Source organism: Micromonospora sp. NPDC051925 (assembly GCF_044548625.1).
GTDB lineage: Bacteria > Actinomycetota > Actinomycetes > Mycobacteriales > Micromonosporaceae > Micromonospora.
This window is the reverse complement of record NZ_JBIUCH010000009.1, coordinates 111,814-132,313: the sequence shown is the minus strand read 5'-3', so window position 1 is coordinate 132,313 and position 20,500 is coordinate 111,814. Positions and strand designations below refer to the sequence as shown.

Below are 20,500 nucleotides of genomic sequence, written 5' to 3'. Positions count from 1 at the left end.
GTCAGGCCCCCTTGGCCGTCCGGGCTGTCGACGACATGGCGATCAGGTGGGCGGCCGGCTCGGAGTAGCCGATCCCGACCACCTTGGCCCCGTCGAAGTGGAAGGAGGTGAGGCTGGCCAGCCCGCACTGCCGGCGGCGCGGGTCGTGCCACAGCCGCTTGCGCTCGACGTAACGGCGCAGCGTCCAGATGGGGAGCTGGTGGGAGACGATGACCGCCTCGCGCCCCTCGGCGGCGACCCGGGCGGCGTGCAGCCCGGCGAACATCCGCTCGGCGATGGCCCGGTACGCCTCACCCCAGCTCGGGGTCACCGGGTCGCGCAGCACCCACCAGTTACGCGGGTCGCGGAACGAGCCGTCACCGGGAGAGACCTTCTTGCCCTCGAACCAGTTGGCGCTCTCGATCAGCCGCTCGTCCACCCCGACCGGGAGCCCGAACTGGCCGGCGATCGGCTCGGCGGTCTGCTGGGCGCGTTCCAGCGGGCTGGCCACCACGTGCACGACCTCACGCTCGGCGACCGCCTGGGCGGCGGCCTTGGCCATCTGCACGCCCAGCTCGGAGAGCCGGAAGCCGGGCAGTCGGCCGTAGAGGATCTGGTCCGGGTTGTACACCTCGCCGTGCCGCAGCACGTGGACGACGGTCTTACTCACGCCAGCATCCCCTTCGTTCGCGACTGCGGGGCTCGCAAACCCGGCTCACTCCTCGCGCTCACCGTTTACCCCCCCGTGACCTGCCGCTGCTGCTGCCGTTGCCGCAGCCGGCAGGGCGGCGGCGATGTGCTCCAGGGCGGTGTCGTCGATCGCCGCCGACACGAACCACGACTCGAACGCGCTCGGCGGCAGGTAGACGCCGGCGGCGAGCATCGCGTGGAAGAACGCCTTGAACGCGGGCACCTGCTGGGTGCGGGCACTGTCGTAGTCGACCACGTCGGCGTCGGTGAAGAAGATCGAGAACATGCTGCCCGCGTACGACAGTCGGTGTGGAACCCCGGCGGCGGCAAGCGCCTCGGTGACCAGCCGGCCCACGACGGCGGCCGTGTCGTCGAGCCGGCGGTAGAGGGCGTCGTCGGCGAGCCGCAGGGTGGCCAAACCGGCGGCGCAGGCCAGCGGGTTACCGGAGAGGGTGCCGGCCTGGTAGACCGGGCCGGCCGGGGCGAGCCGGGTCATGATCTCCGCGCGCCCGCCGAAGGCCGCGGCGGGCAGCCCGCCACCCATCACCTTCCCGTACGTCCACAGGTCGGCGTCGGACGGGTCGAGCCCGTGCCAGCCGGCCCGGGAGACCCGGAACCCGGTCATCACCTCGTCGACGATGAGCAACGCGCCGTGGGCGTGGGCGATCGCCGCGAGCTGCTGGTTGAAGCCGTCGCGCGGGGCGACCACGCCCATGTTGCCGGCGGCGGCCTCGGTGATGATCGCCGCGATGTGCGGCCCCTGCGCGGCGAAGGCCGCCTCGACGGCGGTGAGGTCGTTGTACGGCAGCACGATGGTGTCGCCGGCCGCCGCGCCGGTGACGCCGGGCGAGTCGGGCAGGCCGAGGGTGGCGACGCCGGAGCCGGCGGCGGCGAGCAGCCCGTCGGAGTGACCGTGGTAGCAGCCGGCGAACTTGATGATCTTGGAGCGACCGGTGAAGCCCCGGGCCAGCCGGATCGCCGACATGGTCGCCTCGGTGCCCGAGTTGACCAGCCGGACCTGCTCGACCGGGGTGCGGTCGACGATCTCGGCGGCCAGCTCCACCTCACCCGGGGTGGGGGTGCCGAAGCTGGTGCCGAGGGTGGCTGCGGCGCGGACCGCCTCGACCACCTCGGGGTGGGCGTGCCCCAGGATCAGCGGCCCCCAGGAGCAGACCAGGTCGACGTAGCGCCGCCCGTCGGCGTCGTACATCCAGGGGCCCTCCCCCCGGACCATGAAGCGCGGGGTGCCACCGACGGCATGGAACGCGCGCACGGGGGAGTTCACCCCGCCGGGCACGATGGCCTTGGCGCGGTCGAACAGGGCCTCGGAGGCCGGGGCGTCGGCTGGGTAGCGGCCGGTCCCGGCGGAAAAGGTATCGGTCACGATGCGGCCATTGTGTCAGCGCCGGACGGGGAATCCGCAGGCACCCCGGGGCAGGGTTAGCCGGCTCACCCCGCTCACCGGGCCGGAGGGCCGGTCGTCGGTGCGGCGGACAGCACGGCGGATCGCCTCACCGGGCCGGGTCGCCGAGACCGCGATAGGCTGACCGGGTGGATCGTGCCGAACTGTCCATCACGGTACACCGGACGGGCGACGAAGTGGTGTTGCGCCTGGCCGGTGAGATCGACATGCTCACCGCCGCCCAGCTGTCGACCGTCGTGAACGAGGTGCTCGCCGATCCTCCGCCGCGCATCGTGCTCGACCTGGCCGGGGTGACCTTCTGCGACTCGCAGGGCCTGGGCACCCTGGTGGTGCTCAGCCGCAAGGCCAGCCACTCACAGTGCCTGCTGATCCTGAGCAACGTGGGCGACTTCCTGCTCCGCGTCCTCGACATCACCGGCCTCCGCTCCGCCCTCATGATCCGCAACGAGAACACCTCCACCTGACCGGCGGTCAGGTCGAGGGCACGTCGCGGCGGCGGAAGGTGGCGAGGCCGGCCACGCAGAGCAGCCCGGCGAGAGCGGTCAGGGTCAGCAGCGGGACGGCGCTCCAACCGGGGCGCAACACCTGCGGGGTGTGCGTGAACGGCGACAGGTCCAGCAGCCACTGGTTCAGCTCCAGCACCGCGCCGAGCTGGCCGAGCAGCACTACCACCGCGAGCACCGCCCAGGCCGTCGAGGCGTACCGGGGCAGCAGCCCGTGCAGCAGCACCGCCAGGCCGGCCAACACCCAGGCCGCCGGCACCTGCGCCAGGCCGGCACCGAGCATCCGGGGCAGTTGGCCGGGCACGTCGTCGACGCTGAGCCCGTAGGTCAGCCCGGTCGCCAGGCCGATCACCGCCAGCACCACCACCGGCCCGACCAGGGCGAACACCAGGTGCGAGGCGAGCCAGACCGACCGGGGCACCCCGGTCGCCAGCAGCGGCTCGACCCGCCCGGCGGCCTCCTCCGACCGCATCCGCAGCGCCGCCTGGATGCCGTAACCGGTGGCGGCGAGCCCGGCCACGCTCAACGTCGCCCCCAGGTACGCCTCGGCCAGCCCGGACGCGCCGCCCAACCGGGCCATCACCTGCTCCAGCGTGGCGTTGCCGGCGACCGACCGCCCCGCCGCCTCGGCCGCCCCGCCGAGGATCAACCCGAGCAGGCCGAAGCCGACCGACCAGCCCAGCAGTTGCCCCCGGTGCAGCCGCCAGGCCAACCCGAACGGCCCGGACAGCGCCCGCCCGGCCCGGACCGGGCCCAGCCGGGACGGCAGCACGCCGGCACCCAGATCCCGCCGCACCGAGACCGGGTACGCCACCACGGCGAGCAGCACGGTCAGCGCGACCGGCAGGGCCAGCACCCACCAGCGTTCTCCCTCGTAGGCGCGGATGCGCGGCGCCCAGCCCAGCGGCGAGAGCCAGCTCGGCCAGTCGTTGCTGGCGGTGTCCCCGGCCAGCCGGAGCGCGAAGGCCACCCCGAGCGCCCCGAGCGCGATCCCCCGCGCCCCACCGGCGGTCTCGGTGAGCTGGGCGGCCAGCCCGCCCACCGTGGCGAAGACCACCCCCACCAGCGTCCCCGAGAGCCCGTACGCCAGCGAACCGGCCACCGGCAGCCCGGTGGACGCCAACCCGGCGGCGGCGAGCAGGCCGAGCAGCAGGCTGGCGGCGTACGTCACCAGCAGCGCGGCGGTGAGACCGGCGTACCGGCCGAGGACTGTCGCGCCGAGCAACTCCCGGCGGCCGGCCTCCTCCTCGGTGCGGGTGTGCCGGATGACGGTGAGCAGGGCGGCCAGCCCGACGATGAGCTGGAGGAAGCCGCCGCGCTGGGCGGTGAGCGCGCCGACGCTGTCGCCGTAGACCGGGCCGAGCAGGGCCACGATCGACGGGTTGCGGGCGGTGCCGGTGGCGTACGCGGCCCGCTCGGCGACGGTCGGGAACAACGCGAAGAAGCTGGTCGCGTACGACATCGGCAGGACGGCCAGCAGCAGCACCCAGATCGGGAGGACGACCCGGTCCCGGCGCAGGATCAGCCGGGCCAGGTGACCGGTGCCGGTGAGGGTGCTCATCACCGCACCCCGGTCGGGACGTCGCCGGTCGACGGGCCGGGCGACGCGGCGGCGGTCGACGGGTCGGCGGTCGACTCGTAGTGGCGCAGGAACAGTTCCTCCAGTGTGGGCGGCTGGCTGACCAGGCTGCGTACGCCGATCTCGGTGAGCCGGCGCAGCGCGGCGTCCAGCGCGGCGGTGTCGACGTCGAAGCGGACCCGGTCGCCGTCGACCCGCAGGTCGTGCACGCCGGGCAGGCTGCCCAGGCCGTCCAGTGGACCGGCCAGCTCGGCGTCGATCGAGGTGCGGTGCAGGTGGCGCAGCTCGGTCAGGGTGCCGGTCTCGACGTCGCGGCCGTTGCGGATGATCGTCACCCGGTCGCAGAGCGCCTCCACCTCGGCGAGGATGTGGCTGGAGAGCAGGACCGTGCGGCCGTCCCGCTTGGCCCGGCCGACCCAGTGCTGGAACACCTCCTCCATCAGCGGGTCCAGCCCGGAGGTGGGTTCGTCGAGGATGAGCAGTTCGACGTCGGAGGCGAGCGCGGCGACGAGACCGACTTTCTGCCGGTTGCCCTTCGAGTAGGTGCGCCCCTTATTGCGGGGGTCCAGCTCGAACGACTCCAGCAGCTCGGCCCGGCGCACCGGGTCGAGCCCGCCGCGCATCCGCCCGAGCAGGTCGATCACCTCGCCGCCGGAGAGCTGGGGCCAGAGCGTGACGTCACCCGGCACGTACGCCAGGCGGCGGTGCAGCGCGACGGCATCGCGCCACGGATCGCCGTCGAGCAGTCGGACGGCCCCCGCGTCCGCCCGCAGCAGCCCGAGCAGCACCCGGATGGTGGTCGACTTGCCGGAGCCGTTCGGGCCGAGGAAGCCGTGCACCTCACCGGCCCGGACGGTGAGGTCGAGCCCGTCGAGGGCCCGGGTGCGGCCGAAGGTCTTCACCAGGCCGGTCACCGAAATCGGGGTTTCCATACTTCGGAAGCTACACTCGTTTCACGAAGTTGTGAAGCATGTGTCGGGTGAGGCACCATCGCCTGCAACCACACCCCGGAGGAGCAGCGAACCGATGCCTGACGACCACCGCCCCAGCCAGGACGACGAGGTCCACCTCTTCGTCGAACGGATGGCGATGGCCTTCGCGGACGTCGGCTTCCCCCGGATGGCCGCCCGGGTCCTGTTCGCCGTGATGAGCGCCGACGGGCCGCTGACCGCCGCCGAGATCGGCGAGCGGTTGGGGGTCAGCGCGGCAGCCGTCTCCGGCGCGGTGCGCTACCTGACCCAGTTCGGCATGCTGCTCCGGGAGCCGGTCCCCCGCTCCCGCCGGGACCGCTACCGGGTGCCGGACAACCCCTGGTACGAGGGGACCATCACCAAGACCGGCCTCTACAAGAACTTCATCGACATCGCCGACTCGGGCCTCGACGCGCTGGGCGGTCCGGCCACCCCGGGCGGCGAGCGGGTGGCCGAGATGCGGGACTTCTTCCTCTTCGTCCAGGAGGAGATCGACTCGCTCGGCGAACGCTGGCGGCTCCGCCGGGCCGCCACCGGCCACGCCGGCCCGCCGCCGGCTGAGGCCGACCACGGCTGAGGCCGACTCCCGGCTGGCCGGCGCGGCCGAACCAGGTGTCCGCCGGTCAGGCGGTGTTGCCCCAGCGGGCCTGCTCCAGGATGTCCAGTGCGCGGCGCCGGGCCTCCTGGTCGTCCTCCGCGCGCAACAGGGTGGTCGCCTCGTCCACCGCGTCGGTGAGCACCCGCCACTGGGCGTCGCGCTCCCGCACCACGTCGGACTGCGCCGCCAACTGCCGGGTCTTCACCCACAGCTCCACGAACACCGACACCTTCGCCCGCAGCACCCACGGGTCGAACGGCTTGGTCAGGTAGTCCACCGCCCCGACCGCGTAGCCGCGCAGCGCCAGCTGGGCATCCTTGTCGGCGGCGGTGAGGAAGATGATCGGCACGTGCCGGGTCCGCTCCCGGCGCTTGATGTGGCTGGCCGTCTCGAAGCCGTCCATGTCCGGCATCTGGGCGTCCAGCAGGATGACCGCGAAATCGTCGACCAGCAGTTGCTTCAGCGCCGCCTCACCGCTCTCCACGGCCACCGACTGCACCGGGAGCCCCTGGAGGATCGCCTCCAGGGCCATCAGGTTCTCCCGACGGTCGTCGACCAGCAGCGCCTTGGCAGTCTGCGTCACGGATTCTCCTTGTCTCGGCTGCCGCTGATCCAGGACGCCATCCGCTCGATCAGCCCGTCCAGGTCCACCGGCTTGGTGATGTAGTCACTACCCCCGGCCGCCAGCGCCGACTCCCGGTCACCCGGCATCGCCTTCGCGGTGAGGAAGACGATCGGCAGGTCGGCGAAGCGGTGGTTACGGCGGATCTGCCGGGTCGTCTCGTAACCGTCCTGGTCGGGCATCATGGCGTCCATCAGCACGATGTCCACCTCCGGATGCTCGGCCAGCACGCGAACGCCGTCCGCGCCGTTGTCCGAGTACAGCACGGTCATCCCGTGCAGTTCCAACGCGCTGGTCAACGCGAACACGTTGCGTACGTCGTCGTCCACGATCAGCACGGTGGCACCGTCCAGCTGCCGGGTGGCCGGGGCCTCCGGCGTGGCCAGCAGCTCCATCGGCGGCATCAGCAGCGACGCCGGCAGGCCCGCGCGCTGCGGCGACGGCGACTGCGGCGCCACCACCGCGTCCGGCGCCAGCACATCCGGTACGAAGAGGGTGAACGTCGAGCCCTGCCCCGGCGCGGAGGTCACGGTGATCGTGCCGCCGATCAGCCGCGCCAGGTCCCGACTGATCGACAGCCCCAGCCCGGTGCCGCCGTAGCGCCGGCTGGTGGTGCCGTCGGCCTGCTGGAACGCCTCGAAGATGATGCTCAGCTTGTCGTCCGAGATGCCGATTCCGGTGTCGATCACGGTGAAGGCGATCACCTGCCGGGCGTTGGTCAACGCCGGCACGTCGAAGACCACGTTCTCCGCCGCCGGGGCGATCCGCAGGGTGACCGCGCCGTTGTCGGTGAACTTCACCGCGTTGGAGAGCATGTTGCGCAGGATCTGCTGCAACCGTTGGGCGTCGGTCACCAGCGCCGGGGGCAACTCCTTGGCCACCCGGACCTGGAAGTCCAGGTTCTTCTCCTCGGCCTGCGGGGCGAACGCCTGCTCCACGTAGCTGCGGATCTCGGCGAACCGGATCTCGGTCGGCTCGACGTCCATCCGGCCGGCCTCGATCTTGGACAGGTCCAGGATGTCGTCGATCAAGCGCAGCAGGTCCGAGCCGGAGCCGTGGATCGTCCGGGCGAACTCGATCTGCTTCGGGGTGAGGTTGCGCTCCGAGTTCTCCACCAGCAGCCGGGCCAGCAGCAGCAGCGAGTTCAGCGGTGTCCGCAGTTCGTGGCTCATGTTCGCCAGGAACTCCGACTTGTACGCCGACGCCCGGGTGAGCTGCTGCGCCTTCTCCTCCAGACCGAGCCGGGCCAGCTCGATCTCCCGGTTCTTCGTCTCGATGTTGCCCTTCTGCTCACTCAGCAGCTTCGCCTTGTCCTCCAACTCGGCGTTGGTGCGCTGCAGCTCCGCCGACTGGTCCTGCAACTCCAGCGCCAGCCGCTGCGACTGGGCCAGCAGTTCCTCCGTACGCCGGTTGGCCTGGATGGTGTTGACCGCGACGCCGATGGTGAGCACCAGCCGCTCCAGGAACGCCAGGTGCAGCTCCGAGAAGCGGGCCACGCTGGCGAACTCGATCACCCCGAGCAGTTCGCCCTCGAACAGGATCGGCAGCACCACCAGGTCGGCCGGGAGCGTCTCGGCCAGCCCCGACCGCAGGGTGATCCGCCCGTCGGGCAGCGCGTTGAGCCGGATCGTCCTTCGGGAGAGCGCGGCCTGGCCGACCAGCCCCTCGCCGGGCCCGAAGGTGACGTCGTGCCCCCGGGCCACATAGCCGTACGAGGCGGTCAGCCGCAGCCGCATCACCCCCTCGGAGGTGTCCGCGAGGAAGAACGCGCCGAGCTGCGCGTCGACCAGCGGGGTCACCTCCATCATGATCATGCGGCAGACCTCGCCCAGGTCCCGCTGGCCCTGGAGCAGGCCACCGATCCGGGCCAGGTTGGAGTCCAACCAGCCCTGCTCGGCGTTCTTCTTGGTCGTCTCCCGGAGGGTGACGATCATCTGGTTGATGTTGTCCTTCAGCTCGGCGACCTCGCCCTGCGCCTTGACCGCGATCCGCTGGGTCAGGTCGCCCCGGGTCACCGAGGTGGAGACCTGGGAGATCGCCCGAAGCTGGGTGGTCAGGGTCGAGGCGAGCTGGTTGACGTTCTCGGTGAGGTCCCGCCAGGTGCCGCTGACCCCCTTCACCTGGGCCTGACCGCCGAGCTTGCCCTCGATGCCGACCTCGCGGCCCACCCGGGTCACCTCGTCGGCGAACGACGACAGCTGATCCACCATCGTGTTCACAGTGTTCTTCAGCTCCAGGATCTCGCCCTGCGCGTCCACCGTGATCTTCTGGCCGAGGTCGCCCTTGGCCACCGCCGTGGTCACCGAGGCGATGTTGCGCACCTGACTGGTCAGGTTGGACGCCATCGAGTTCACGTTGTCGGTCAGGTCCCGCCAGGTGCCGCTGACGCCCTTGACCTGCGCCTGACCGCCCAACTTGCCCTCGGTGCCCACCTCACGGGCCACCCGGGTCACCTCGTCGGCGAACGACGACAGCTGATCCACCATCGTGTTGACCGTGTTCTTCAGCTCCAGGATCTCGCCCTGCGCGTCGACGGTGATCTTCTGGCTCAGGTCACCCTTGGCCACCGCGGTGGAGACCTGCGCGATGTTGCGCACCTGAGAGGTCAGGTTCGACGCCATCGAGTTCACGTTGTCGGTCAGGTCCCGCCAGGTGCCGGCGACCCCGCGCACCTGGGCCTGCCCGCCGAGCTTGCCCTCGGTGCCCACCTCACGGGCCACCCGGGTCACCTCGTCCGCGAACGACGACAGCTGATCCACCATCGTGTTGACCGTGGACTTGAGCTCCAGGATCTCGCCCCGGGCGTCGACGGTGATCTTCTGGCTCAGGTCACCCTTGGCCACCGCCGTGGTCACCGAGGCGATGTTACGCACCTGAGAGGTCAGGTTCGACGCCATCGAGTTCACGTTGTCGGTCAGATCCCGCCAGGTGCCGGAGACACCCTTGACCTGCGCCTGACCGCCCAACTTCCCCTCGGTGCCCACCTCACGGGCCACCCGGGTCACCTCGTCCGCGAACGACGACAGCTGATCCACCATCGTGTTCACGGTGTTCTTCAGCTCCAGGATCTCGCCCTGCGCGTCCACCGTGATCTTCTGCGACAGGTCACCCTTCGCCACCGCCGTGGAGACCTGGGAGATGTTGCGGACCTGACTGGTCAGGTTGCCGGCGAGCTGGTTGACGTTCTCCGTCAGGTCCCGCCAGGTGCCGGAGACGCCGCGTACCTGCGCCTGGCCGCCGAGCTTGCCCTCGATGCCCACCTCACGGGCAACCCGGGTCACCTCGTCGGCGAACGAGCTGAGCTGGTCCACCATCGTGTTCACGGTGTCCTTCAGCTCCAGGATCTCGCCCTGGGCCGCCACGGTGATCTTCTGGCTCAGGTCGCCCCGGGCCACCGCCGTGGAGACCTGCGCGATGTTGCGCACCTGAGAGGTCAGGTTGGACGCCATCGAGTTGACGCTGTCGGTGAGGTCCTTCCAGGTGCCCGCGACGTTCGGCACCTCGGCCTGCCCGCCGAGCTTGCCCTCGGTGCCCACCTCACGGGCCACCCGGGTCACCTGCTCGGCGAAGAGCCGCAGCGTGTCGGTGAGCGAGTTCATCGTGTCGGCCAGCTCGGCGACCTCACCGCGTGCGCCGACCGTGATCTTCTGGGACAGGTCTCCCCGGGCCACCGCCGTCGCCACCTGGGAGATCGACCGCACCTGGCCGGTCAGGTTCGACGCCATGGTGTTCACCGAGTCGGTGAGGTCCTTCCAGGTGCCGGCCACACCCCGGACATCCGCCTGACCGCCCAGCTTGCCCTCGGTGCCCACCTCACGGGCCACCCGGGTCACCTCGTTGGAGAACGACGACAGCTGGCCGACCATCGTGTTGACCGTCCGGCCGATCCGCAGGTACTCACCGCGCAACGGGCGATCGTCGATCTCCAACGCCATGTGCTGGGAGAGGTCACCGTCGGCCACCGCCATGATCACCCGGGCGATCTCGGTGGTCGGTCGGCCCAGGTCGTCGATGAGCGAGTTGACCGCCCGCTGGCCCTCCGCCCAGGAGCCGTCCAGGCCCTCCTCGTCGAGACGCTCGGTCAGCCGGCCGTCCCGGCCCACCACCCGGCTGATCCGGCGCAGGTCCAGGTGCTGCCGCTCCTGGAGCGACACCACCTCGTTGAAGGCGTCCGCCACCTCACCGGCCGCGCCCGCGCGCCGGGGCAGCCGTACCTTGAAGTCTCCCCGCCCGACCCGCCGCAGCGCCTCCGACAGCTCACCGAGGAGCGCGTCATGCTCGGAAGCGGACACGTCCGCCGTCACCGACTGTTTCGCGGTCATCATTCCTCGCTCACTCGGAGGGCTCCCGGCGTGCCGACACGCCGGCTTCCCCTCATTGTGCCCGCGTCCCCGCCGAGGCCGCGGAGGCGACGTGCCCGGCGACGACGCGGCGTATCCCCAGCCCCGCCGCCACGCCCGCCGCCACGCCCGCCGGCGAGCGTCCGGCCGGGGCCCATCCCTCGCGGGTGGCGGGGTGTGACATCGGCGGGTCGACCGGTGCGGCGGGTGTGACGGTGTGCGGTGCGGCTTGGCACCCGGCCGGCGGCGGTAGAGGATACGAGGGTGCCAGCGGAGTCGGGGCCCGGGACGGACGGGGGGCGGGACGACCACGTCCGGCGCGTCCGGCGCGTCCGGCTGCCCGCCGACCGGCGTACCCCGGCCGCCGCCCGCGCGGTGGTCCGCTCGGTGCTCGCCGAGGCCGACCTCGACGAACTGCTCAACGAGGCGCTGCTGCTCACCACCGAACTCTCCACCAACGCCGTCGAGCACGCGCGCACCGAACTGGACATCGAGGTCGTCGCCGACCGGATCGGCCTGACCGTCACGGTCTCCGACTTCGCCGTCGGGCCGGTGGACGAACTGGTGGTCGGCATCCGCAACGACACCGACCAGATCGGCGAGGTCTCCGCGCGGGGGCGCGGGCTGCTGCTGGTCGACCACTTCGCCAGCCGCTGGGGCACCACCTACCTGCCCACCGGCAAGGGGGTGTGGTTCCGGCTGGACCGGCCCGGCGACCACGGCGTCGGGCCACCGTCCCCGCACCAGCACCCCGGCCAGGGCGACTGCGAACCGGCGATCTCCGCCCCGAGCGCCGCCGCGATGAGCGAACTGACCCAGACCAGACCCGACCCGTACGCCGACGAACCGCTGCCCGAGTTCGCCGCCGATCTGCTCACCCGGGTCGCCGAGATGGTGGGCGCGGCCGGCGGGGTGATCCGGCTGGACCGGGGCGAGGGAGAGGGCCCGCAGGCGCTGGCCCGCTACGGCCGTCAGCCACGCCCCGGCAACGAGCTGTTACGGGTGCCGCTGTCGGTGCACCGGCCGTACGCCGGGGAGCTGGAGCTGGATGCGGCACCCTCGGCGTACGCCCGACCGCTGGCCGTGCTCGCCGCCGAACGGCTCTCGCTGCACCTGGAGAACGACCGGCTGCGGCGGGCTGACGTCCGCCGCTCGGCCTGGCTGACCTTCCTCGCCGAGGCGAGCGAGCTGCTCGCCCAGTCGCTCGACGTCGACCTGACCATGGCGTTGATCCCGCAGCTGGTGGTACCCCGACTCGGCCAGTGGTGCGCGGTGCACACCACCGACGAATGGGGCCGGCTCAAGCTGGCCGCGTCCAGCCACGCCGACGAGTCGGTCCTGCCCCAACTGCACAAGGTGCTCCAGGAGACCGGGCCGGACTCGGTCCAGACCCGACTGCGTGAGGCGTCGCGTACCGGATCCCAGGTGCCGCTCGGCGGGCCGATGGAGGGCTTCGCCCTTCCGCTGGTCGCCCGCAGCCAACGCCTCGGCACCCTGGCCGTGGGGCGGCACCAGCGGCACCGGCACGACCCGGACGAGGTGGCGGTGCTGGAGGACGTGGCGCGGCGGGCCGGCCTCGCCATCGAGAACGCCCGCATCCACGCCGAACGACGTCGGGTGGCGCAGACCCTCCAGCAGTCGCTGCTGCCGCCCGTGCTCCCGGTCGTCGAGGGCGTCGGCTTCGGGGCCGAGTACGTCCCGACCGGCGACGAGGCCGAGGTCGGCGGCGACTTCTACGACGTGGTGCCGTTGCCGGACGGGCGCTGGCTGGTGGTGGTCGGCGACGTGTCCGGCAAGGGGGTGCAGGCGGCGGCGGTGACCGGGCTGGTCCGGGACGTGATCCGGGTGCTGGTCGGGGACGGCAAGCCGCTGCCCGAGGCGCTGGCCCGGCTCAACGACACGCTGGTCGAGCGGGGCGGTGGACGGTACTGCACGCTGGCCCTGGCGGCGGTGGGGCCGGGCGACGGCGACCGGCTCGACGTCTCGCTGCACCTGGCCGGGCACGACCGACCGGTCCTGCTGCACGGGGCCGGTGGGGCGAACTTCGTCGGCACCGGGGGTACGGCGCTCGGTCTGCTCGACTCGATCACCTCGCCGTCGGCGGAGATCCCGCTCGCGCCGGGCGATGCGCTGATCTTCTATACCGACGGGGTGACCGAGCGGCGGCGCGGCCGGGAACTGTTCGGCACCGAGCGGCTCCGGGAGGCCGCCGCGCCCCTGGCTGGCTACTCCGCCGACGTGATCGCGGCCCGGCTGCGGGCCACCGCGATCAACTTCTCCGTCGAGTCGCCCCGCGACGACATCGCCATCCTGGTCCTGCGCAACGACGCCCTCTGAGCCTGGGCGGGCCGCAGCCGGGCGGCGCTCCCAGGCCGACCTGCCCTGCCGCCCGCAGTCGGTGCACGGTGGCGGGAGTGCACGGTGGCGGGAGTGCACGGTGGCGGGAGTGCACGGTGGCGGGAGTGCTCAGAGCCCGCCGGGGAGCCGGCCGGGGGCGAGCCGGCGGTGCGGGTCGAAGCGGTCCTTCGCCTCCCGCATCCGGGGGATCACCGCCTCACCCCACACGTCGACCGCCCGGCGCACCGGCGGGGGCGCGGCGACCACCACGCACCGGCCCCGGCGGGCGAGCAGCACCCCTCGGACGGCGGCGAGGATGCCGGCCACCCGGTCGACCGGGAGCGCCCCGGGCAGCGCGGCGTGCACCACGCCCTGACCGGCGGAGCCGCGCACCGCCAGGGGGGTGCGGGGACCGGCGGCGTCACGCAGCGCGTACAGGGCGGCGTGCAGGTGGTCGACCGGGGCCTCGACCCGCAGGGCGGTGTCGCCCGGGGCGAACGGGTAGCACCGCCACCACGGCGGGGGTCGATGGGCGACGCTCACCGCGCCGCCGAGCAGGGCCAGCAGGCGATCGGCCCGCTCGGCCACCTCGGACGGGCCGCCCTCCAGCAGGATCACCAGCTCGCCGACGGGCGGCGGATCGGTCCGCCGGCCGGCCATCGCGGGATGGTTGGCGCGGGCCGCCGCCTCGGCGGCGGACATCTGCCGGTCGACCGGCCCCGACGTGGTGCCCGCCGCCGAGGAGGAACCGACCGGACGCGGCGGGAACCCGGCGTCTGGCAGGTCCAGTTCGACGGCCGCCGGGGCGAGGTCGGCGTCGCGCACCGCCCGGGCCAGATCGCCCGCCTCCGCCGGCGTCCGCACCGGCCGGGACACCCAGACCCGGCTCGCCGGCACGGCCTGCGCCCGCAGCGTCGCCGAGACGAGCACGCCCAGCCCGCCCTGCGAGCCGCAGAGCAACCGGCCCAGGTCGAGGCCGACCGGTGTGGCCACCCCGGTCCCCTGCGCCGCGCTGCGCCCGGCGCTGACCAGCTCGCCGTCGGCGTCCAGCCAGCGCAGGCCGACGAGCTGCGCGGAGGTGGTGCCGTGGCGGTGCCGCAGCGGACCGGACTCGTCGGCGGCGAGCACCCCACCGAGGGTGGCCCCGGGGGACGGCGGATCGAGGGCCAGCCGCTGGCCGGTGCGCGCCAACGTGGCCTGCACGGACCGCAACGGCGTGCCCGCGCCCACCTCGACCACCGAGGAGTCGGCCGGCTGGTGGCCGACCCCGGCGAGCCGGCCGGTGTCGAGCATGATGTCGACCCGCGTCGGGGCGGCACCCCAGTCGATCTTCGTGCCGGCGCCCCGGGGCACCACCGTCAGATCGTGTCGGGCGGCGAGCCGCAGCACGTCGGCCGCCGCCGCCGGCCCGCCCGGGACGGCCACCCACCGGGCGAGCCGGCCGGCGACCTCGTCGGCCGCGCCCGCGAACCGGGCGAAGGAGGGACCGCAGATCTCGGCCAACCGCCGGGTGATCTCCGCTGCACCGGTCGAACCCGCTCCCGTGGACATACCAGTCATCGTACACGTGTTCTAAAGGGTCGGTCGGCGGTTCGGGCGTGGAGGCCGCGCCGCGGACCGCGACGGGCCGGTAACGTGGCGCCGTGACCAACGAGACCACCCCGCCCGTCGCCCGACAGGTCCGCGCGGAGCGCACCTACCACGGCGACACCGTCGTCGACGAGTACGCCTGGTTGGCCGCCAAGGACGACCCGGCGACCATCGCCCACCTCACCGCCGAGAACGCCTGGACCGAGGCGCGCACCGCGCACCTGGAAGCGTTGCGCGGCACGCTGTTCGCCGAGACCCGGCAGCGCACCCAGGAGACCGACCTTTCGGTGCCCACCCGCAAGGGCGGCCACTGGTACTACACCCGCACCGTCGAGGGCCAGCAGTACGGCGTGCACTGCCGCCGCGCCGTCCACGATGGCGAGACCACCCCACCGGTCAGCGTGGACGGTGCCCCGCTCGACGGCGAGGAGGTGCTGCTCGACGGCAACCAGCTCGCCGAGGGGCACGACTTCTTTTCCCTCGGCGCGTTCGACGTCAGCCCCGACGGGCGCTTCCTGGCCTACTCGACGGACTTCTCCGGCGACGAGCGCTTCACCCTGAAGATCAAGGACCTGAGCACCGGCGAGCTGCTCGGCGACGAGGTGCCCGACACCTTCTACGGCACCGCCTGGTCGGCCGACGCCACCGTGCTGTTCTACATCACCGTCGACGAGGCGTGGCGGCCGAACCGGGTGTGGCGGCACGTCGTCGGCACCCCGTCGGGCGAGGACGTGGTGGTGCACGTCGAGGACGACGAGCGGTTCTGGGTGGGCGTCGAGCTGACCCGCTCCGAGCGGTTCGTGCTCATCGACAGCACCAGCAAGGTCACCAGCGAGGTACGGGTGATCCCGGCCGACAACCCGACCGGCGAGCCGGCCGTGATCGCCGGCCGCCGGCAGGGCGTGGAGTACAGCGTCGAGCACCACGGCCACCGCTTCCTGATCCTGCACAACGACGGCGCGGAGGACTTTGCGCTGGCGTACACCTCGGCGGACGCCCCCGGCGACTGGGTGCCGCTGATCGAGCACTCCCCCGGCACCCGGCTGGAGTCGGTCGACGCGTTCGCCGACCACCTGGTCGTCTCGCTGCGCAGCAACGGGCTGACCGGCCTGCGGGTGCTGCCCGTCGGCGGCGGCGACGGGCACGACATCGAGTTCCCCGAGCCGATCCACAGCGTCGGGTTGGACGCCAACCCGGAGTACCGCACCCGGCAGCTCCGGTTCCGGTACACCTCGCTGGTCACCCCCGACTCGGTCTACGACTACGACCTGGTCACCCGGGAGATGACGCTGCGCCGCAGCAAGCCGGTGCTCCCCGGGCCGGACGGCCGCGAGTACGACCCGACCGACTACGAGCAGCACCGCGAGTGGGCGCTCGCCGACGACGGCACCCGGGTGCCGATCTCGCTGGTCTGCCGGAAGGGCACCCCGCGCGACGGCTCCGCCCCGGCGGTCATCTACGGGTACGGCTCGTACGAGGCCAGCATGGACCCGTGGTTCTCCATCGCCCGGCTCAGCCTGCTCGACCGGGGCGTCGTCTTCGCCGTGGCGCACATCCGGGGCGGCGGCGAACTGGGCCGCCGCTGGTACGACGAGGGCAAGCTGCTGGCCAAGAAGAACACCTTCACCGACTTCGTGGCCTGCGCCCGGCACCTGGTCAAGGCCGGCTGGACGGCCAGCGACCGGCTGGTCGCCCGGGGTGCCTCGGCCGGTGGCCTGCTGATGGGCGCGGTCGCCAATCTCGCCCCGGACGCGTTCAGCGGGATCGTCGCGCAGGTGCCGTTCGTGGACGCGCTCACCTCGATCCTCGACCCGTCGCTGCCGCTGACCGTCACCGAGTGGGAGGAGTGGGGCAACCCGCTCGCCGACCCCGAGGTGTACGCCTACATGAAGTCGTACACCCCGTACGAGAACGTCACCGCCGTCGACTACCCGGCGATCCTCGCGGTGACCAGCCTCAACGACACCCGGGTGCTCTATCACGAGCCGGCCAAGTGGATCGCCCGGCTGCGGGCGGTGGCCCCGCAGGGCGACTACCTGCTCAAGACCGAGATGGGCGCCGGCCACGGTGGCCCCAGCGGCCGGTACGACGCCTGGCGCGAGGAGGCGTTCATCAACGCCTGGATCCTCGACCGGCTGGGCCGGGCCTGAGCCTGGACACGATGACCAGCACCGACGACGGCCGGGCGGACGAGGAGCCGCCCGGCCCCGACGTACCACCGGAGCCGGAACCCTCGGCGGCCCGGCGGGGGCCGACCTGGCTGATCCTCGGCGTGGTCGCCGCCGCCCTGCTGGTCTGCTGCTGCTCCGCCCTGGTCGGCCTGGCGCTGGCCTGGTCGACGGGCCTGTTCCACCTACGCTGACCGGTCAGCCGGCCCAGGTCGGGGCCCGACTGCTCAGCCAGCCCAGCTCGGGTCGCGGCCGGTACGACCGAGCAACCGGTCCAGTTCGGTGGCGTCGACACCGACCGGCACCTCCGGGCCGAACGCGCCCATCTGCCGGCCCATCGGCCCCATCTCGTCCATGAAGCCGTGCAGCGCGGCGATGGTCTCCGGCGCGGGCTCGTACGGGTGGCCGGTCACCCGCGCCAGGTCCCAGCCGTGCACCACCAGGTCCACGACCCCCATCAGCCCGAGCGTCGACCGGGGCAGCCCCATGCCGGGCGCGACGCCCTCCTCGCTGGCCGGGTCGTCCCAGGCCGTGACGAGCCGTTCGGTCTCGGCCGCGAACCGGTCCCGCCACCCCGGCTCGGCCAGGTGATCGGTCTTGACGGACCAGTCCGTCTCCTGCCCGGCGGCCAGACGCTGGAAGTTGACCGTCACGTCGTACACGTGGTTGAGCAGCCCCCGGACGGTGTATTCCGCGCACGGCGTGGGCAGGTCGAGCTGGTCGTCGCCGATCGCCCGGACCAACGCGACGGTCCGCGGCGCGGCGACGGCCAGCAGCTCACTAGTCTTCGTTGCCATATGGCCAGCGTATGAAGGTGGTCTTGAACGAATGCGACAGCCTCGCGGGGATGACCGGGGCATCCTCGATCCGGCCCGGCTCCGCCGGGAGCTGCGGTTCCGGCGGCACCTGCCGGCCCCCGCGCTGCACCCCTGGGTGGAGCACTACTGGCTGGTCGACTGGGCGCTGACCGCGCCGTTCGGGCAGCAGGTGGTGCCGCACCCGGCGGTCAACGTGGTCTTCCGTCAGGATGCCGGCGGCCCGGAGACCGCCGAGGTGGCGGGGGTCGGTCGGACGCTCTTCACGGTCACCCTGACCGGCACCGGAACGGTCAGCGGCGTCCAGTTCCGCCCCGGCGGCTTCCGCCCGTTCTGGCGTCGCCCGGTCGCCGAACTCACCGACCGGCACGTCCCGCTCAGCACCGACCCGACCGCCGCCCGCGCCGCCAGGTCCGCCGTCGCGCCGGCCCGCTGCGAGGGTACGGACGACGAGCGCCGCCACGCGCTGGACGCCTTCCTGCTCGCCTGGGCACCGCAGCCCGACCCGGCGGCGATCGAGGCGATCGCCCTGGCCGAGACGATCCGCACCGACCGCAGTGTGCTGCGGGTGGACGACCTCGCCCGCCGGCACGGCCTCTCCGTCCGGCGGTTGCAGCGGCTCTTCCTGGACCACGTCGGCGTCGGCCCCAAGTGGGTGATCCGCCGGTACCGCCTCCTGGAGGCGATCGAACAGGTCGCCTCCGGGCTGCCCGACTGGGCCGCCCTCGCCGCCGACCTCGGCTACAGCGACCAGGCCCACCTGGCCCGCGACTTCACCGCCGTCACCGGCCGCACCCCCACCGGCTATGCCCGCTCGCTGCGCTGACCCCACCCGCACGCGTCGCAGACCTCTCCAGCCGCCGGAGAAGCAGCCAGCCACCCCACCCGCCGCCGTAACAGCGGGTAATGGAAGCCGCCCTACCACCTCGCACCCCCGCATCCTTTGCTCTGCTGCCCTCCAGGCAACAGCTACTCTCCGTGGTGGATATAGGAGGCGGCGCACTTCCCGAGAAGTCTCAGATACACAGCTCAATAAGCTGGCGCGGATAGGGCAGCAGAGCAAAGGATGCGGAGCGGAATGGTCGGTAGCGAGACCACGGTCACGGTGAGCAACATCGGGAGCCCCTTCTGAACGCGAATACTCAGCGTTACCGAAACGGTGGGGAAGGTGGACCGCCCGTGCCCGGCCGACGTCTCCGAACCGGCAGACGACCCACCCGGCACCACCCTCGACGGGCCGGGGCGGGCCCCGCGCACGAGGACGCCGCTCCGCGTGGCGGGGCGACCGCCGGCCCTGGTGACACCCGGTGCGGCACCTTCGGACGCCGGAAACCAGGGAGCGCAGCTCAGCGGCGGCGGACCGCCACCACCGCGACGTCGTCGTGGATCTCCGGCGGGGCCAGCTCGACCAGCAGCCGTTGGCAGAAGGCGTCCAGGTCGTCGTCCACCACTGTCGCGCAGGCGGCCAGGGCGGCCAGGCCGTCGTCGATGGTGGTGTCCCGGCGCTCGATCAGCCCGTCGGTGTAGAGCACCAGCGTGGCCCCGGGCGGCAGGGTGAACTCCAGGTCGTCGGGCCGGTCCGCGCGCACCCCGAGCAGCGGGGCCGACTGCCGGACGAACTCCACCCGACCGTCCACGGTCACCAGCGCCGGCAGGTGCCCGGCGCTGGCCAGCCTGATCCGGCCGGTCGGCGGGTGCAGCAGCAGGATGCACAGGGTCGCCAACTCGTTGCGGAGCAACGTGCGCATCAGGACGTTGAGCCGCTCCAGGATCACCCCGGGCTGGTGCCCCTCCACCGCGTACGCCCGCATGGCGTGCCGCAGTTCGGCCATCACCGTCGCCGCGTGCAGCGAGTGGCCGGCGACGTCGCCGATCGCCACCAACAGGTGCCCGTCGAGCATCACCAGCTCGTAGAAGTCCCCGCCCACCTCGGTCTGCGCGCTGGCCGGCTCGTACCGCACCGCCAGGTCGAGACCGGCCACCTCGGGCAACCGTCGGGGCAGCAGGCTCCGCTGGAGGGTGACCGCGATCCGGTGCTCCTCGTCGAAGGAGCGCTGTGCCTCCACCGCCGAGGCGACCGCCTGGGCGAGCTGCACCAGCACCGGCGTCCGCGCGGTCTGGGTGGCGGTGGGCACCACCACGTAGAGCGGGGCGCGGTCCTCCCGCAGCTTGGCGGCGGCCACGGTCACCGTGTCGTCAGCCGGCCACCGCACCAGCCCCCAGCTCTCGGGAGCGTCCACCCGCACCGTCGCGCCGGTCGGCACGCCGGTGTCGTCGACCACCCACGGCACGATCTCCGGCTCGGCACCCGGGCCGGCGGAGATCCCGGCCAGGCACTCCCCGTCGAAGGTCTCCGCGACCACCGCCGCCGGGCTCCGGAAGATCTGTGCCGCACCGGCCGCCGCCTCCTGCAACAGGCGGACGAAGGTCGACGCGGCATGCACCGCCACAGTGGTGTCGGCCAGCCCGGTGAGCCGCTCGGCGAGCAGCTCGGCCCGCTGCCGCGCATGGTAGTAGCGCAGCACCGCGTGCGCGGTGGCGACCAGTTCCTCCGGCTCGATCGGCTCGGCCAGGTACGCGTCCGCGCCCCGGGTCAACCCCTGGGTACGGTCCACCACGTCGACCGCGTGCGCGGACACGTGGATCACCGGAATCGCCGGGTGGTCCGCCTTGATCCGTTCGCAGACCTCGAACCCGCTCAGGTCCGGCAGCCGTACGTCGAGGACCACCAGATCGATCGGGTCTACGCCGACCCGGGCCAACGCCTCGGTGCCGCTCTCCGCCTCCCGGACCGCGAAACCCGCCCGGGTCAACCAGCTGACCAGCAGGTAACGCTTGGTGGGGCTGTCGTCGACCACCAGGATCGTCGCCGGGCCGCCGACCAT

At 72.6% G+C, this 20,500-nt stretch carries 15 protein-coding genes; 6 read left to right on the top strand and 9 right to left on the bottom strand.

The window, feature by feature from the left end:
• Position 1: 1 nt before the first annotated feature.
• Positions 2 to 649 carry a histidine phosphatase family protein gene (locus ACIG87_RS14375; RefSeq protein ID WP_396850958.1) on the bottom strand — a complete coding sequence of 216 codons (648 nt, stop codon included), beginning with the start codon at positions 647 to 649 and terminating at the stop codon, positions 2 to 4.
• Between the two features lie 45 nt (positions 650 to 694).
• Positions 695 to 2,053 carry a glutamate-1-semialdehyde 2,1-aminomutase gene (gene hemL / locus ACIG87_RS14370; RefSeq protein ID WP_396850957.1) on the bottom strand — a complete coding sequence of 453 codons (1,359 nt, stop codon included), beginning with the start codon at positions 2,051 to 2,053 and terminating at the stop codon, positions 695 to 697.
• 167 nt (positions 2,054 to 2,220) lie between these two features.
• Between hemL and ACIG87_RS14365 the strand changes: the two genes are divergently transcribed.
• A complete protein-coding gene (locus ACIG87_RS14365; RefSeq protein WP_396850956.1) occupies positions 2,221 to 2,556 on the top strand; it encodes an STAS domain-containing protein in 336 nt (111 codons plus the stop codon).
• Between the two features lie 7 nt (positions 2,557 to 2,563).
• Here the strand turns inward: ACIG87_RS14365 and ACIG87_RS14360 are convergent, their stop codons facing one another.
• Together ACIG87_RS14360 and ACIG87_RS14355 are read right to left on the bottom strand one after the other, a co-directional pair.
• Positions 2,564 to 4,156 carry an ABC transporter permease gene (locus ACIG87_RS14360; protein WP_396850955.1) on the bottom strand — a complete coding sequence of 531 codons (1,593 nt, stop codon included), beginning with the start codon at positions 4,154 to 4,156 and terminating at the stop codon, positions 2,564 to 2,566.
• Positions 4,156 to 5,106 carry an ATP-binding cassette domain-containing protein gene (locus ACIG87_RS14355; protein WP_396850954.1) on the bottom strand — a complete coding sequence of 317 codons (951 nt, stop codon included), beginning with the start codon at positions 5,104 to 5,106 and terminating at the stop codon, positions 4,156 to 4,158. Before ACIG87_RS14355 ends, ACIG87_RS14360 begins: the two co-directional genes overlap by 1 nt.
• Positions 5,107 to 5,200: 94 nt before the next feature.
• Between ACIG87_RS14355 and ACIG87_RS14350 the strand changes: the two genes are divergently transcribed.
• Positions 5,201 to 5,722, top strand: a complete 522-nt coding sequence (locus tag ACIG87_RS14350; RefSeq protein ID WP_396850953.1) for a GbsR/MarR family transcriptional regulator — start codon at positions 5,201 to 5,203, stop codon at positions 5,720 to 5,722.
• A gap of 46 nt (positions 5,723 to 5,768) precedes the next feature.
• Here ACIG87_RS14350 and ACIG87_RS14345 read toward each other — a convergent pair whose 3' ends face one another.
• Both ACIG87_RS14345 and ACIG87_RS14340 read right to left on the bottom strand, forming a co-directional pair.
• Positions 5,769 to 6,326 carry a two-component system response regulator gene (locus ACIG87_RS14345; protein WP_396850952.1) on the bottom strand — a complete coding sequence of 186 codons (558 nt, stop codon included), beginning with the start codon at positions 6,324 to 6,326 and terminating at the stop codon, positions 5,769 to 5,771.
• On the bottom strand, positions 6,323 to 10,690 hold the full coding sequence (locus ACIG87_RS14340) for a HAMP domain-containing protein (RefSeq protein WP_396850951.1): 4,368 nt from the start codon (positions 10,688 to 10,690) through the stop codon (positions 6,323 to 6,325). Before ACIG87_RS14340 ends, ACIG87_RS14345 begins: the two co-directional genes overlap by 4 nt.
• Positions 10,691 to 10,969: 279 nt before the next feature.
• Here ACIG87_RS14340 and ACIG87_RS14335 point away from each other — a divergent pair, with 279 nt between their 5' ends.
• The gene (locus tag ACIG87_RS14335) at positions 10,970 to 13,042 is read left to right on the top strand and encodes a SpoIIE family protein phosphatase (RefSeq protein ID WP_396850950.1); all 2,073 of its coding nucleotides are present in this window, start codon (positions 10,970 to 10,972) and stop codon (positions 13,040 to 13,042) included.
• 129 nt (positions 13,043 to 13,171) lie between these two features.
• Here the strand turns inward: ACIG87_RS14335 and ACIG87_RS14330 are convergent, their stop codons facing one another.
• The gene (locus ACIG87_RS14330) at positions 13,172 to 14,593 is read right to left on the bottom strand and encodes an FAD-binding oxidoreductase (protein ID WP_396850949.1); all 1,422 of its coding nucleotides are present in this window, start codon (positions 14,591 to 14,593) and stop codon (positions 13,172 to 13,174) included.
• Between the two features lie 92 nt (positions 14,594 to 14,685).
• Between ACIG87_RS14330 and ACIG87_RS14325 the strand changes: the two genes are divergently transcribed.
• Both ACIG87_RS14325 and ACIG87_RS14320 read left to right on the top strand, forming a co-directional pair.
• On the top strand, positions 14,686 to 16,782 hold the full coding sequence (locus ACIG87_RS14325; RefSeq protein ID WP_396850948.1) for a S9 family peptidase: 2,097 nt from the start codon (positions 14,686 to 14,688) through the stop codon (positions 16,780 to 16,782).
• 11 nt (positions 16,783 to 16,793) lie between these two features.
• On the top strand, positions 16,794 to 16,994 hold the full coding sequence (locus tag ACIG87_RS14320) for a hypothetical protein (protein ID WP_396850947.1): 201 nt from the start codon (positions 16,794 to 16,796) through the stop codon (positions 16,992 to 16,994).
• A 33-nt stretch (positions 16,995 to 17,027) separates the two neighbouring features.
• Here ACIG87_RS14320 and ACIG87_RS14315 read toward each other — a convergent pair whose 3' ends face one another.
• Positions 17,028 to 17,597, bottom strand: coding sequence for a TIGR03086 family metal-binding protein (locus tag ACIG87_RS14315; RefSeq protein WP_396850946.1), 570 nt, complete (start codon positions 17,595 to 17,597; stop codon positions 17,028 to 17,030).
• A 31-nt stretch (positions 17,598 to 17,628) separates the two neighbouring features.
• Here ACIG87_RS14315 and ACIG87_RS14310 point away from each other — a divergent pair, with 31 nt between their 5' ends.
• On the top strand, positions 17,629 to 18,441 hold the full coding sequence (locus tag ACIG87_RS14310; protein WP_396850945.1) for a DUF6597 domain-containing transcriptional factor: 813 nt from the start codon (positions 17,629 to 17,631) through the stop codon (positions 18,439 to 18,441).
• A gap of 520 nt (positions 18,442 to 18,961) precedes the next feature.
• Here ACIG87_RS14310 and ACIG87_RS14305 read toward each other — a convergent pair.
• Complete coding sequence (locus tag ACIG87_RS14305; RefSeq protein ID WP_396850944.1) at positions 18,962 to 20,500, bottom strand: SpoIIE family protein phosphatase; 1,539 nt, start codon at positions 20,498 to 20,500, stop codon at positions 18,962 to 18,964.